Annotated in this window: 18 protein-coding genes; 15 read left to right on the forward strand and 3 right to left on the reverse strand. The window is 54.9% G+C overall.

The window, feature by feature from the left end; genetic code table 11:
- Positions 1-604: 604 nt before the first annotated feature.
- From QME66_10370 to QME66_10440, 15 genes are all read left to right on the forward strand, one after another.
- Complete coding sequence (locus QME66_10370; GenBank protein ID MDI6809371.1) at positions 605-1,390, forward strand: phage replisome organizer N-terminal domain-containing protein; 786 nt, start codon at positions 605-607, stop codon at positions 1,388-1,390.
- On the forward strand, positions 1,387-1,956 hold the full coding sequence (locus tag QME66_10375) for a DUF6475 domain-containing protein (protein MDI6809372.1): 570 nt from the start codon (positions 1,387-1,389) through the stop codon (positions 1,954-1,956). The genes QME66_10370 and QME66_10375 overlap by 4 nt, the downstream gene beginning before the upstream one ends.
- Positions 1,957-2,135: 179 nt before the next feature.
- Complete coding sequence (locus tag QME66_10380) at positions 2,136-2,861, forward strand: glycosyltransferase family A protein (protein ID MDI6809373.1); 726 nt, start codon at positions 2,136-2,138, stop codon at positions 2,859-2,861.
- On the forward strand, positions 2,861-3,742 hold the full coding sequence (locus QME66_10385; GenBank protein ID MDI6809374.1) for a hypothetical protein: 882 nt from the start codon (positions 2,861-2,863) through the stop codon (positions 3,740-3,742). Before QME66_10380 ends, QME66_10385 begins: the two co-directional genes overlap by 1 nt.
- A gap of 205 nt (positions 3,743-3,947) precedes the next feature.
- Positions 3,948-4,934 carry a glycosyltransferase gene (locus tag QME66_10390; GenBank protein MDI6809375.1) on the forward strand — a complete coding sequence of 329 codons (987 nt, stop codon included), beginning with the start codon at positions 3,948-3,950 and terminating at the stop codon, positions 4,932-4,934.
- A 120-nt stretch (positions 4,935-5,054) separates the two neighbouring features.
- On the forward strand, positions 5,055-5,198 hold the full coding sequence (locus QME66_10395) for a hypothetical protein (protein MDI6809376.1): 144 nt from the start codon (positions 5,055-5,057) through the stop codon (positions 5,196-5,198).
- Positions 5,195-5,863, forward strand: coding sequence for a hypothetical protein (locus QME66_10400; GenBank protein MDI6809377.1), 669 nt, complete (start codon positions 5,195-5,197; stop codon positions 5,861-5,863). The genes QME66_10395 and QME66_10400 overlap by 4 nt, the downstream gene beginning before the upstream one ends.
- Before the next feature lie 365 nt (positions 5,864-6,228).
- Positions 6,229-6,429 (forward strand): hypothetical protein, encoded by a 201-nt coding sequence (locus QME66_10405; protein MDI6809378.1) that lies wholly within the window; start codon positions 6,229-6,231, stop codon positions 6,427-6,429.
- The gene (locus QME66_10410) at positions 6,419-7,891 is read left to right on the forward strand and encodes a B12-binding domain-containing radical SAM protein (protein MDI6809379.1); all 1,473 of its coding nucleotides are present in this window, start codon (positions 6,419-6,421) and stop codon (positions 7,889-7,891) included. The genes QME66_10405 and QME66_10410 overlap by 11 nt, the downstream gene beginning before the upstream one ends.
- Before the next feature lie 725 nt (positions 7,892-8,616).
- Complete coding sequence (locus QME66_10415; protein MDI6809380.1) at positions 8,617-9,120, forward strand: methyltransferase; 504 nt, start codon at positions 8,617-8,619, stop codon at positions 9,118-9,120.
- Positions 9,117-9,332, forward strand: coding sequence for a hypothetical protein (locus QME66_10420; protein MDI6809381.1), 216 nt, complete (start codon positions 9,117-9,119; stop codon positions 9,330-9,332). The genes QME66_10415 and QME66_10420 overlap by 4 nt, the downstream gene beginning before the upstream one ends.
- The gene (locus QME66_10425; GenBank protein ID MDI6809382.1) at positions 9,302-10,063 is read left to right on the forward strand and encodes a class I SAM-dependent methyltransferase; all 762 of its coding nucleotides are present in this window, start codon (positions 9,302-9,304) and stop codon (positions 10,061-10,063) included. The genes QME66_10420 and QME66_10425 overlap by 31 nt, the downstream gene beginning before the upstream one ends.
- A gap of 186 nt (positions 10,064-10,249) precedes the next feature.
- Complete coding sequence (locus tag QME66_10430; GenBank protein MDI6809383.1) at positions 10,250-10,444, forward strand: hypothetical protein; 195 nt, start codon at positions 10,250-10,252, stop codon at positions 10,442-10,444.
- Positions 10,441-11,529 carry a DegT/DnrJ/EryC1/StrS family aminotransferase gene (locus QME66_10435; protein ID MDI6809384.1) on the forward strand — a complete coding sequence of 363 codons (1,089 nt, stop codon included), beginning with the start codon at positions 10,441-10,443 and terminating at the stop codon, positions 11,527-11,529. Before QME66_10430 ends, QME66_10435 begins: the two co-directional genes overlap by 4 nt.
- A gap of 35 nt (positions 11,530-11,564) precedes the next feature.
- Positions 11,565-11,834 carry a hypothetical protein gene (locus QME66_10440; GenBank protein MDI6809385.1) on the forward strand — a complete coding sequence of 90 codons (270 nt, stop codon included), beginning with the start codon at positions 11,565-11,567 and terminating at the stop codon, positions 11,832-11,834.
- 510 nt (positions 11,835-12,344) lie between these two features.
- Here QME66_10440 and QME66_10445 read toward each other — a convergent pair.
- From QME66_10445 to QME66_10455, 3 genes are all read right to left on the reverse strand, one after another.
- On the reverse strand, positions 12,345-12,692 hold the full coding sequence (locus tag QME66_10445; GenBank protein ID MDI6809386.1) for a hypothetical protein: 348 nt from the start codon (positions 12,690-12,692) through the stop codon (positions 12,345-12,347).
- Between the two features lie 233 nt (positions 12,693-12,925).
- Entirely contained in the window at positions 12,926-13,114 is a 189-nt protein-coding gene (locus QME66_10450) for a hypothetical protein (GenBank protein MDI6809387.1), read from the reverse strand.
- A gap of 235 nt (positions 13,115-13,349) precedes the next feature.
- Positions 13,350-14,156, reverse strand: a complete 807-nt coding sequence (locus QME66_10455; GenBank protein ID MDI6809388.1) for a hypothetical protein — start codon at positions 14,154-14,156, stop codon at positions 13,350-13,352.
- Between the last annotated feature and the right edge of the window lie 17 nt (positions 14,157-14,173).

The following is a 14,173-nucleotide window of genomic DNA, read 5'->3' on the forward strand; positions in this document are numbered from 1 at the left end:
AGCGCCGCGTGGAGCGCCGAGTGCGCCGAGAGCGCCGCGAGGAGCGCCGCGTGCGCCGCGAGGAGCGCCGAGAGGAGCGCCGCGTGGAGCGCCGAACAGCGGGCACAAGCCGATATTGTGCGCAAATGGTTCAAGATCGAAAAAATCGAGGACCTGAAATGACCCCGACTAAGAAGTGCAAGCGACGATTCCATCACCAGGAACCAAACGAGTGCTACTGCAACTCGATGCGGCACCGGATTTCCGAGCATCCCGTAGCCGGATGTCTCGTATCCGGCCTTCGCAAATTTAAAAGGAGTGGAACGTGGGTGAAATGGCGGACGACTTGATTGATCGTGGGATCACCGAGCTCGCCGAGCACGATGGCGGGAAGTGCATTGATGGTGAGTGTTCTATCTGTAGGCCGCCTGATCCACCGGATACGGAGAAAGCCGGCCGAACTTGACAACCTTCCCTAAGTTGCGTAGAGTGGCCGAAATGGTGTCGAGTCACCTCAATTTGTCTCGCGTGAGTGAGCTACTTTTTGTTGGCTCGACACCTTCAATTCACCACCGCCAGGTGGGGGTAGCTCGCTCACGGGAGACATGAGGATGAGAGGCTAAGGATGGCCGACATACCGCACCCAGAACGACTCAGGAGATCCCGACCATGGTTCAAGGTGTGGGCTAGGCACACGCTGTATGGAACCACGTTTTCTGAACTCGACGCCGGACCCAGAGCGGTCTGGTTTTCACTCCTCTGCATGGCTTGCGACTCACCTGAACCTGGTGTGATTGGACTTGGCGCTCCGATCACGGTTGGATACACAAATGAGCAGTTAAGTGATATTTTGAAGTTGGACGAAGATATTGTGTCAAACGGGCTTCACATGTTACAACAATACGGTAAGGTTTCAATCTCTGTAACTGGCGTGATAACTATAACTAAATGGAATCTCTACCAATCTGATTACGACAGGACAAGACAAGCTCCGAGTCGTACACGGAAACGTACAGCGAAAAGTACACTGAAAAGTACCTCACATACACCGCCCTCAGAAGCAGAGGTTACAGAGGTTACAGAGGTTACAGAGGATCAGAGGATCAGAAGCAGAGAAGATGGCGCGAACGGTTCGAAGACTCACCGTTCGCTACCCCTTTCGAAACTTTCGGATGATGATTGGTTTGCGGAACTCAAAAAAACCTACACCTGGTTGGACGTGGATCGGGAGATGGCGAAAGCCAGGGCATGGATTTTAACGCACAACGGGCGACAGTTCACGCGCAGATTTTTTGTGAACTGGCTGAACAAGGTTGAAAAGCCGATTCAACAAAGTGAGGGTCCTTCTCCGCTGCGAACAATGGCCGAGGCCGCTCACGCGCATGTTGAGGCAGGAGGTAAACTGCCATGACGCCGGAGGGGATGGAAAAACTATTTGACTTGATCGAGGGTGCTTCCCGGATCACGATGACGCCCAAACAGCGGGATGCCTACGATGTCCTTCTCGCGGATCAGGACGACAAGAGCGTGCTCCAACGGTGTCTGGCGTTTTACCGTTCGCCCGCTGCGGCGATGCGCAAAGAAAAAGTCCCAACGCCGGGAGACCTCATCGAACAGCCCCGGGCGAAGGCTGACGCCGCCGCGATGGCATGGGCGACGGTGCGCCGAGCCATCGGACAGGTGGGGTCGTATCGTTCCGTCGAGTTTGAGGACGGGGCGATTACCGCGAGCGTTGAAGCCATGGGCGGGTGGGTGTCTCTCTGCGACAAGTCCCCGAAGGAGCTTGACATGCTGGCATGGCAGTTCCGCAACCTGTACATCAGTCTTGCCGGCAAATGCGAACGGAAGCCCCTTGCCGGCAGGCACGAGCTACAGAACCGGTCGAATGGACATGCCAAGGAATTGGAAGCCGCGAAACAAATTCCAACTCTCGGCAGCGCCCCCGCGTTGCCGCAGCTTGAGGAGGAAACAACGTGAAGGGCAACGGGATCAGCTCTTCGATGAGAAAAAGCAGGAAAACTGACGAGTATCCAAGTGGAGTGATGGGACACACACGAGCAGGATGAAGCGACAGAACAGCGTTCCGCGACCGGGCAGGAGCTACCGATGGACCAAATGGAAGGGACCGAGCAGTGAGCGATGAAAGACCAGTACAGGTGGACCGAGCAGTCTTTGACGATAGACCAGTTTGCAAGGACCGAATTCCAGTCCTCCTACCAGTAAGGAACATGGCAGGCACCGTCGAGCGGGCCATTCAATCCTTGCTCAACGATGGCGTGACACAGATCATTGTCATCGACGACGGCTCGACGGATGGGACTGCTGAGGTTGTGATGCGTCTGGCTGAGGGCAACAAGTCCATCACGATGCTGCGCTCGGAACTCAATGGTGGTCTAGGCCACGCTCTCAACCTCGGCCTCAAACTCTGCGACTCTGACTTTGTTTTGCGTCAGGACGCGGATGATGAATCGTATTGGGGCAGATCGGGTTCGCTCCGAGCCGCGCTGGAATCACAACCGAATGCGGTGGCAGCGGCATCGTGGTTTGTTCATGAGACTCAGCCAGGTAAAGTGAAACACGGTGTCGTCCATGCGTTCCCGAACGAGGTCACAACTTCCGACTTGCTCAATGGCTGGCGGTTTCCTCACGCTGCCGCGATGTATCGAAGGTCCGCTCTGTTACAAGTGGGCGGCTGGCCGGAGGACATGCAGTGCTCTGAGGACCAACTACTACATCTTAGATTGTCGCGTATTGGAAAGCTCATTGTCATTCCTCACGCACTGTACTTCGTTGGTGACGGCGGGAATCGCCAAGTGAAAAATCACGACACAGTTTACTGGGATCGCGTGGCGGTCGAGCGATTTCAGAAGGGGCTCGCATAGTGGATCTTTACGCCCGCAAGAATGTCTATCGCTCCACGGAGGAGGAAAAAGCCATCCGCGAATACTTGGACAGGCAGCTGACTCTCGAAGAAGAGTGGCAGCGATATTTCAACGTCGAGCGGAAACGGCTCTACAACGCGATTCATCCGGAGTGGAAGACGCGCGAGATCGAGCCTTATCCCAAGCCGAAGGACGATCCATTACGTCCCGTCAAGGGAGAAAGTTGCATCGGACTCAATTTAGTGCGGATGCAACGTACATTGCCGGAGCCGTTTTACCTGCTGGAGTTCGGTTCGACTTGGAGGATGTCGAGCGTCGAGACGAGCGACCGCGATTTACTCTACATTGGCGACGAGGCAGACTTTCCGAAGGAGCAAGCGCGATCTCTTCTCGGTGGTTACGACTTTCAGCATCACGGCGCCTTGACCGCCACGAAGGAAATGCTGTCCTATTGGCCCCTCGATCTCATCCCCCCATTCATGCTGCAAGCGGCATTCGATCATGGCGAGCACCACAAACTGGCTCTGTGGGGTACTTGGTACCATCGGGAAGCCGTCGAGGAGTTCATACGTTCGGTTATGTACTGGCGCACATGGCGTGATCGCGAAGGACCGAAGGATGACTACGAAACCGCGCTGCTCTGCGCGATGTGGGCGATGTTTCCCTGCATCTACCAGAGCGCGAAGAAGCATCCGAAGCCCAAGGCTGTGGCCGCACTCCTGATGGGTACGCCCTTTACGGCCCTCGCCTCTCACGTCTGGACGATGCGGGAGAGCGGACACAGGAGGGCCGATCTCAACCTCAAAGGGGGAAATGAACTCATGGAGAAAGTGGCCGATAAACTCATGGTCGAGGCCGTGCAATGCGCGTTTTGGCTCTGATCATACTGACTAGGATGTTTCAACTTTTTGTCTTCCGCAACAAGACGAGCAAACGTATATTCATTGCAGGCTACACATCAGCGACGTTTGGGCGGGTGCTTGATCTTGGTATTTTCTGGTTACGAATCCAACTCAGCATGTCCACGAGAATACCGTTACACCCGGAATTGGAAACCCCTCTGATTAACGCGGCTGTCGCATCGAAATGAGAATACTCGTTCTTACGACGCCTGATCGCCACAACGGCGTATATTATTTCGACCGGGGCCTTACCAACGGATTGTCGCGTTGCAACGACGTGACGCTCGTGAAACCGCAGATGAGCAAGCTCAAAAGCGATGAACTTGCGTGGCTGCATCCCGATCTTGTTTTACTTCGGTGGCACAAAAGCCTTCTTCGCTCGACCGACCTGGACGGCTTAAGGAAGCTCAAGAAGGCCGGCGCCACCATCGGGGGATGGGTTTCGCCGTTCTTTCCAAGGGCGCTCCAGGTGACAAGTGAGCAGAGGGAGCTGCACAGTGATGAGACCTTGAGGCAGGCCGCGGAACTCTTGCACTTTGGGTTGACGTGGTATGGAGAGGAAGGCGTCGAGGCGTTCTTCTCGCCATGGAGAACGAAATTCAATCTGCCGATTTTCCGCATGGATCCGGCCGCCGATACGAATTTCTATGTACAGACCCCAGCGACGAAGAAAATCTATGACCTTTGCTACATCGGTGGAAACGTATGGAACAAGCTCCATGCGCACCACTGGCTGGAGAAGCCTTTACGTTTGCATCCTCACGTTGTCTGTGGCAAAGGATGGGAGGACAAGGGATTCAACGTGGCCGACATAGAGCCCAAGAACGAGCGAAAGATCTACGCGCAGACCAAAGTCTGTCCCAATCTCCACATCGACGCATGTTGGAAGATCCGTGGAATGGCCGTCAACCAAAGATTGTTTCAGATCCCGGCATGTGGGGCCTTCCAGATTGTAGACAACCATCCGAGGATCGGTGAATTCTTCGATCCGGGGGACGTTGTCGTTGCCCAGTCAGCGGAGGACTTTGCGGAGAAGATTGAGTACTACCTTTCACATCCTCGTTCACGCCTAAGGATGGTCGAGCGGGCTTACCGGCGGGTCATGTCGTCTCACACGTTTACACAACGGGCGCAGACGTTGAGGGCATTTGTGAAAGACCTACGCTCATGATCTGTTCGGTCTTCGGCTTTTTCATTTGCGCTGCAGTCATTATGTCCGGTGTCTGGCTTCTCGCGGAACGTGAAGATTGAATTCTACACAAATGAATGTGGCCACGGAGACGAGACCACATTGAGTATCAACGAGGATGAGATCGTGTCGCTCGCCAAGGCGCTGATCGCAATGTACATGGAGATGCAGCGGACGCTGCGTAGGGAGCAAATGGAGGCAACGGATAAAGCCATGCTGGTCAGCACGCTACGGACAATTCCATGAACGTCATCTGCCGCATCATGGGGAGAGGGTTCAATGTCGGACTCCCGGGAAAGAACATGGCCCTTGTCGGGGAAATTCCGATCATTGCCCGCGTGGTTGCCGAAACGGTCAAGTGTGGTTGGATCAACAAAACATACGTTTGGACGGAGGACTACGCCATCGCGGAGGCCGCCAAGTCCGTCGGCGCCGAGGTCATTCATCGTGACCTGGATGAGGTGTTTTACAACGGGGGATTCAACGACCCGAACAACTGGGGCAGGATCATGGACCAGCACATCGAGTCGGACATCGGGAAACCTGATGTCGTTGTTACCCTCAACTGCAACTATGCTCTCATCACGAAGGCCACGCTCACGGCCATGTTCACGAAGCTTATGGAGCACGAGAGCGCGGCAGCGATCACGGCCATCGTCCCGGTCGATCCCGGACTTGTTACGATCAACCCGCAGACCGGCTACATCTTCCCCGTGTGGCTGCAATCCGGCCTTGATCGTCAGAAGTACCCGCCGCTTTACCGGATCACGGGTATTCGTATCCAGCACCACGGTCGGAACGACATTCACGGTTTCGGTCTCAAGGAACTTTGGTATGAGATCGGTAAGATCGAGGGATTGGATGTGCAAACAGAAGACGATTTGAAACTGGCGAATTATTTTGTGGAATGAAGTTGTTTAGGCAGGAAATTCAGTGCACAGTCTGTCACAGCATCTCTGCCAGGGGGGAAGTAGGACCGATTTCCGCTTGCCATTGCGGTTCGAAAAAGTTCTCATTGTACAAACAACCGAGAACGTCGGCGAAGAGAGGCAGGCGCAAAAGCAGAATCGAAAAAGAGATTGGGCGATGGCGAAGGCTGAGATGGCTGTTGGGACACTCTGCATTTCTTTCCGCCGACGAGATAAAGATTCTCAAACGCCTCAAACGGAACGGCATGGGTGGCTGGCTCGGAAACGCCGAAATGAACCTAATTTATCTTTCTATGCTGAAAAGAACTCGTCCCCGATATATACGGGCATCGTCCGTCTGATAAGCGATGAGATCCCGCGTCCTTCTCGCCGACCTCCCGTCGAAATCGGATCGCCTCAAATATGTCAGGTATAGGGTACATCGACTCAGATATGAGACTAAGGTCGCGTGGAACGAATATCTGAGAGCGGAGCGTAGATGGCAGCGAGTCGAGAAGAGGTACGCAGAACTTAGGAAACAGTACAGGGAGATTCGTGATGAGAAGTAGAGTCCTTCTCCTCAACCCTCCATCGAGTTGGTACCGCCCGAACCCGTCGAAGGTGATCCCAACGAACCTAGTCGCGCTCGCGTCCTTTCTCTTTCGGCACGGCATACAATCCCGCATCCTGGATCTCTCGAACCTCGTGGACCGGGACAATGAGTGGTGCGGGGACAAGGTTGATCGGCACCTCGGCTACGGCTTCGGCTGTGAAAAGCCCGATGGACTTGAAGCCGGAGATTGTTGGCCGGAATTCAGGAGACGACTCCAATGGGTAGCCGATGAGGAGGACATCGAGACGGTCGGGGTTGCCTTCAACTGGACCGACATGCGGCGGCAATCGCTCAAGGCGTGTCAGATGGTACGAGAGATCATTCCAGATGCCAAGATCATCATCGGCGGTGAGCACGCGAGTTGTTTCCCGGAGAGGTATAAAGCGATGGACTGCGTGGACGAGGTGGTCGTAGGGCAAGGCGAGCATCAACTCCTAGCGTACGTCACGGGAGACGAGACATGGAAGTCTCGCCCCGTGAAATTCTCAGAGATGCCGATGCCGATGAACTGGCTTCTCGACGATTTTCAATCGTACCTTCCGCTAATCGACGGTTACCGGGACGGTTGGTATACATGGCAGAACCTGCCGGCAGGGCAACTGCGCTCTATCAATCTGAGTGGAGCAAGAGGCTGTCCCTATACGTGTGGGTTCTGCTCTACCGCTTTTTTCTACGGCAACAAGGTCTACATGAGGAGCGGCGAACACATCGCGATGGAGATGGAGTATTACCATCGGGAGTACGGGGTGAACTATTTTCGCATCGACGACGACACCTTCGCCTTGAACAACCGGCGCATCGCGGAGTTTGCGGATGCCGTGAAGCGGCGCAAGCTGCATATCGGCTACGAGTGTCAGACGCGGGTGGACAAGATCAACGACGAGGTGATCCGAAACCTGAAAGAATCCGGGTGCGCATCGCTCGGGCTCGGAATTGAAAGCGGGGATGAGTATGTTCGCACTGAGAAAATCGGAAAGGGACTCAAAATCAGACAACGGGATATTGTGGCCAATTTGCGAAAACTCACCGACGGCGGAATCCCTTTCAGTCTTTATTTCATTGTCGGGTACTTCGGTGAAACCGACGCTTCGATTGCGAATACGGTTGATCTGGTTTCGGCTGTGGGTCCGCAGTATGTGTCTCCTGTACGGATGGAGATTAGGCCGGGAACTCCTGCATGGGGTGAGGCCAAAGTTTCCTACGGAGCCACTAATGATCTCTGGTTCGACACCGATTGCCCGATATACAACTCTTCCGCCTCATTTCGATTGGCACCATTCAGCGACACCCAGCTCAGGGAATGGATGTTCAGAATACGACGATCTTGGGTGGAGACCATGACCACGGAGAGGCGTGACCAGATGGCTCCCACGATCAAGGCGGTTGAGGACTACTACAACGTGAGGCTGGCGGCGTGATTGGCTTGCATTGGGCCGACGACTATGTACGGGCCATCGGACTCAAGCTCGGCACCATGGCCCATCCGGGAACCGCGTGGATGGCAGGGCTTTCGTTCGGACATTTTCCTCACCCCTTCTGTTTGATTGTAATACGCAAGGATTTTAGCAGACGAATACGGCTCCAACTAGCTGTCAGGTGTCGTGCACAGAAATGGTATAATCCAGAATTCCGCAGGGAATTCCTGTTCACTGAACGGGGATCGGGCAATGTTTCTCTCCGGCAACTCTTGTGTGCATTTCACGAGAGACCTCGGGGCGGGTGGGCAAACAAAATGCGCGCAATCGATGACGAAAATGAGCGTCGAAGTGACCGACCCTGAGAAGGACCGCCGGTTCATGGAGGAGTGCGAGAAGCACGTCGGGAGCATGCCTGTCGCGTCTCCTGTGATGTGTCCAGTCTGTCAGGACTCCTACAGGACGATGGATCGGCAGGAGTATCGTGGACAACTCCTGTGTTGGCGTTGCGCGAGTCAAGCCTACTATCTCGAAGCCCTAAGTATTGGCATGCATGGACAGGAAATCGAGCCCAAATATGAGCATGTCCGGGCCTTAGTCCTACGCTTGGAGTCCTATCGGCGCATCTGCCACACCGTCATGGATGGACTCGCTAGGGCGAGTGACTACGCTTTTATCCGGCTATGACATGGCTACATCTCGGATGCGGAAGCAGAGTCATCGGAGACATGATCGGCGTCGACATCAGGCTGGAGGCGGGCGCGGCGCGCGTGGTGGCCGACTGCGCCCCCTTGGCCTGCTTCAGGAATACAAGCCTCGATGGCATTTATGCCTGCATGGTTCTCGAGCACCTGGAGCGATCAAAATTGAAACCGTCATTGCTCTCATGGAAAAGGGCCTTACGCTCTGGTGGGAAGCTGCGTCTCAGCGTGCCGGACTTCTACGCCTGTGCGCGGTGGTATCTGCGCCACCCAGAGCGAAGCGTAGACGAAATTCTCGGCATTCTCATGGGCGGAGAAAAAAACGCCTATGACATTCATCACAATCTGTTCGACCTGAAAAAACTTCACGGGTTGCTCAGAGATGTGGGCTTTGTGGATATACGGCGCTGGGAGTGGCAGGAGACGCCTCCGCATGACACGTTTGATGATTTCTCGCGGGCCTACATTCCGCATATGGAATTCAAGACTGGCTCTCTCATGGCCCTGAACGTGGAGGCGAGGAACCCGTGACCGGCATTCCAGTCCCGCGCACCATGGGGCAACTCCTGATCTTCTTGGAACGCGAGAAGATGGAGATGACACCATACGGCCTTGCCATGGCTGTTGTTTTTGACTTTCTTCAAGGGACCGACAACTACCGGCACTTGTGGGCCGTAAAAAACAGGCGATTCAAGACGAGGAGGATAAAATCATGCCCCAAGAACCGCTGCCAATGCCCCTAGAATCGATTTCTGCGGCTCCGGTCGTCCTAGCCCCTTGGTCCGACAACTATGCCAAATGGTATGACATGGTGCATTACGATCATCCGTATAGCGTAATAGCAAATAAGATCAATGACTTGGCTCGAAGGCGGTGGGGGACAAACAAGCGGGTTGTTGTCGAGGTGGGTTGTGGGACGGGCACGCTCACCTATTTTCTACGCCATCGATTGCCTGCGGACTGGGTGCTTATGGGCTGCGATCCATCGAAGGGAATGCTCGACATGGCCCACAATAAATATCCGTCGATGCGGTGGGAGCATGGAACATTCCCATTTGAGGGCAACGCGGATCTCATCGTAGCGTCGTTCAATGTTGTCAACTACGTGGAGGATCTCGGGGCGTGGATGACCGATGCTGTTGGTGCTCTGACCAACGACGGCATGCTTCTTTTCGACGCCCTGGATGCCGAGGACGTGTTGCGAAATGGGATGAAGAGACTCTCGAAGTGCGGAACTCAGGGGCGTTACAGGTTTTCTTGTGATATGGCGCCTGAGCGGGACGGCGAGAAAGCCAAACTGAACTACCATGTGACGATTACGAAGGATCGGAAGCCGCATCTGGAGTTCAAGACGACCCATAAGATTGTGCTGTGGACGATGCGTCGCTTATTCGACTGCATGCCGGCGAAGACCTACGTGCGCGTTGAGGACTGGGGTCCGACGCGTTTCTATGTGGTGACGAGGAGGCCGTGATGGGGTTGGTCCTGGAACGAAACTCTGACAGCCCGATCTGGATCGGGGACGACATCACCGTTCAGATTGTGAGTGTGAAGAACAAAAGAGGAAACCCCGTATTTGGGGCCGGTGTAAAGGTGCTGATCCATGCGCCCCCCAGTGTCCGCATAGAGCGAGACGAGTTAAGAAAGTCGAGGTTGGCTCTTGAGCAACAAAAATGACATCTTGACGGACTTCAACCGCGCGCGGCACATCCATCAAAGGATGAAGAAGATTCGTTCAGCCGTGCGGGAATTGCTCTTGGAGCTTGAGGCATACGTGACACTTTGTGACGATTGTCACGCAGAACTTGAGGGCATACGGAAGCGTCAGGCGAAGAGATTTGAGGGGCTACGGTGAAGATCAAACTGTTCGACCGGGCGTTCAGCGACGAGGACAAGGCGAACGTAGAAGTGGCACTATCATCGGGATGGGTGACTGAGGGACCGTGGGCGGAGAGGGTCGAGGACCGTCTTATGAAGATTACGGGGTCCAGGCATGTCATTCTCTTTCCATCCGGCACGATTGCGCTCTGGGCTGCGTTCAGGACTCATGCGAACATGACGGCACGAAGTGTGGACCCGCATGACGTCGTAAACCGTGGACCCAGCGTTGCGTGCATCCCCGACCACACGTTTTGCGCGACCTTGGCCGCAGCCTTGGAAGCTGGTTGGTTGTGCAGGCTCGTGGACTCCGACATGAACTCGATGGAGGTATCGGGCGAGTTGACCGTTCCGGTGCACCTGTACGGCTCGATAATGAAAATTCCCAATGGCGTGAAACCCGGTGAGCGGATCGACGACGCTTGTCAAGCTCTCGGGGTATACGATGAGGATAGTGTTCATGCCGGTGGGACGGCGAAAGCTGCTGCGTTGAGTTTCTACGCTGACAAGTTATGCACCTCGGGTGAGGGAGGGGCGGTGTTTACAAACGATCCCGAGTTTGCTGATCGTCTGCGCGTCTTTAAGAATGTGGGTAGGCACAAGCGCGGCGGTTACTTGCATCCCTATCATGGCCTCACACTTCGCATGACTGACATGCAGTGTGCACTCCTCTACGGCCAACTCGGGCGGCTGGAGGAGATCCGTGCGAACCGGACCGCCGTTGAAGCGGCCTACCTCAAATACGTGAAGCTCGAAACAAACCAAGTCTGGAATGCCGGGATCAAGCGGATGCCCAACAGGTTCATCTACAAGACGTTGGATCCGGACCGACTGATCGCTTGGATGGAGAAGAAAGGCGTTGAGTGTCGGCGCACCTTTGTTCCTTTGCATCGTAACCCGTGGACGGAAAATCGGCCTGGCATCACCAGGATGCCATCGTACGGCCGTTCATGGGGAGCCTACCAGGGAACGGTGTATCTTCCATTCGGAATGAATCTGACTACCGAGCAGGCTGAAGAGATTGGCCGCATGATCAACAATTACGAAGACGACGTGCGCTGATGGATGGACCAGGTCCTACGCTACCGGAGCCGACCATGGGAATAGAAGTCTTTGTTCTTGGCGACGAGAAGGTCGGCGGCAAGATGATCCGCCTCGTACTACCCCAGGTGCAAGGCGGTACGTACACGCTCAATGCGAATTACGTGATCGTTACGCAAATCGTTACACTGTTGATCAAGGCTCTCGCGTTTCCGGACAATCAGATTTTGGGGGAACCCTTGGTCATTGGCTCCATAGGTATTTACGGAACGCCGACGGTCGGCGCTGGGATCGTGAAGGACGGTCAGCCGTTCCCGTCCACATAACGGAGGAGCTGACCGAGGCGGACTACGAGAGGGCCGGTCCTCGAAAAAGCTTTTTCTTCTACTTCTGGCCGACGTACGTCAGGCGCGTTTACGAGGTGATGTACGCATGGTATCCCCGCAAAACGCCCGTTTTGTGGGTAGCTCTTTACATGGCTATGAGGGGCCGGATGATGCTCTTGTTTACGCGCGGAGTCGCGACGCCGATCCTCGAGTGTGTCAGATCGCTGGGGATTAACGCCTACCATGCGGAGGCGGTGAGCGGGAGGGGTCTCAATGAACAATGGGCGGCTGGATTTATGCGCGACTACGATTCTGAGGAGGCGCTCGTTTTCGCCACGTGGGAGTGGGTGCAGCGGTACGCTATGGCGACCGATTTCGGGCGGAGATTCCTAGACCAGTTCTACATGGTCGGTTTCAGCCGGGTGAAACATTGGGGAATTTGGCTCAACCGGGTAAATGCCGACTACGTGAAAAATGCGATCCCACCGAAAGCCCCTTGGCCGGAAGGCATCACGGTTCGTCCTCGTCGTCGTCCGCTCCCTCAGCGTCAAGTCCATCCCTTCGTCGAGCTTCACTATCTTCGTCAGGATCATCATAAGCGTCTGATTCTCCAAGCTCTTCAAACAGCTCGAAGACTTCAGGCTCCGACCCCGTTCGATCTTCGGATGGCCAACTTTTTGTGGGACTCGTCGGAGGGTCTTCTGTTGAAACATCTTCAACGCTTGGACATGCGTCGAGCGGTGCGGGACAGACTCTACCCCGGCCCAAGACTCCGACGAACGTATTCCACATGATGGGGACGCCGGCCAGAAAGACGAAAAGGACGACGGCCAAGGCGAGGAGGAATTTTCGGAGCATAGGTTAGGCTTTCCCTTCCAACAACGTTCGGTAGCGCCGCCGGGCCAACACTGGATCGTCGATTTCCGGGAGGTACGAGAGGATGTTAGCGACTTTGCACTTATTTGCGATCACTCTCAGGTGCATAAACCGCTGAAAGTCCACGGATGTCCAGAACCCCATTCCTGCGAGCCAGTCCCAGAGGGATGGTTGCAATGGTTTCGGACATGAGCACGTAGGGCAGTCGGGATGTCTCAAGATTTTCGCACCTTGGCTAGGAGCCAGTCCCGGAGCTTGTCGATCTTGTCCACGCCGAGGCCGTGTGGGTTGCCATTGAGGTAGCGGTAGAAGTTCCCCTTGTCGAGGTCGACCTCTTTAGCCACGCGCCACTTGCTCAGGCCGGTCTGTTGGATTAGGGATAGGATTTCGTTTCGGAGTGGCATGTTACAGAGGTTTTTCCGGGGCTATCGAGGGGCAGAGAAACGTGGTCATGCAATCCATCGCGCAACTAATCTTGCATTGTTTTTGGGCGTCGTTCTCCAAGCGGGATCGAAGTCGTCCCCTAAAATGGAGAACATTGTATAGGCACAGAGTACCTACAGAGACTCCGAGCACGAACATGTATATCTTTTGAAGTGTGGTTGTTTTCATTGTTGTTCCTTCCTTTCGGTGAACAAGTTATTTCACCTTCGAAAGTTTGTTGTCCTGCACACAGTACCAGGTGTCGGCCTCTATCCCCTCCACGCCGACTTCGCCGGTCACCACGTGGTAGCGTTTTCTCACCTGGTCCCACCAAGTTAGGATCAGGAGTCCATTCGGGCCGGCCTTCGCCATGCCGTCCTCTCCAATAACGGAGGCGATTCCGTAATTCCCTGCCACGCTGGATTGTCCTTCCATCCCTACCACGCTGGATTTTCCGCAATCCCCCGCCACGCCGGATTGTCCGCGATCCCCTGCCACGCTGGATTGTCCTTCCATCCCTACCACGCTGGATTTTCCGTAATGTCCTACCACGCTGGATTGTCCGTAATCCCCTACCACGCTGGATTTTCCGCAATCCCCCGCCACGCTGGATTTTCCGCAATCTCCAGCCACGCCGGCTATTCCTTCCGTCCCTGCCACACTGGCTATTCCGCGATCCCCTGCCACGCTGGATTGTCCTTTCGTCCCTGCCACGCCGGAATGGGTTTGTGTCCATTTCACGTCAGCGTGGATAAGTTCCGCCAGAGTCAATTCTCGAATGATTGTGATTTTCTTACACACCCGTTTTCCGTCCATATCCCGTTTTTCAGACACGTCCTCCGCCTCGATTTCAGCGAATCTGGCGTCGAGAAAATAGTAGGAGAAGACGGCCAAAGGGGACTCGCAGAAATGGAAACCTGACTCACACAATTCTATATTTCCACTGTACTCGTAGGTTTTGCCGACTTCAAATTGGAAGTCTTGGCAGCGGAAATTCCCGTCAAAACCCTTGTAGCCTTTCATTCAATCCTCCTTTTCGG

The sequence above is a fragment of the Candidatus Eisenbacteria bacterium genome (assembly GCA_030017955.1).
Classification (GTDB): domain Bacteria; phylum Eisenbacteria; class RBG-16-71-46; order JASEGR01; family JASEGR01; genus JASEGR01.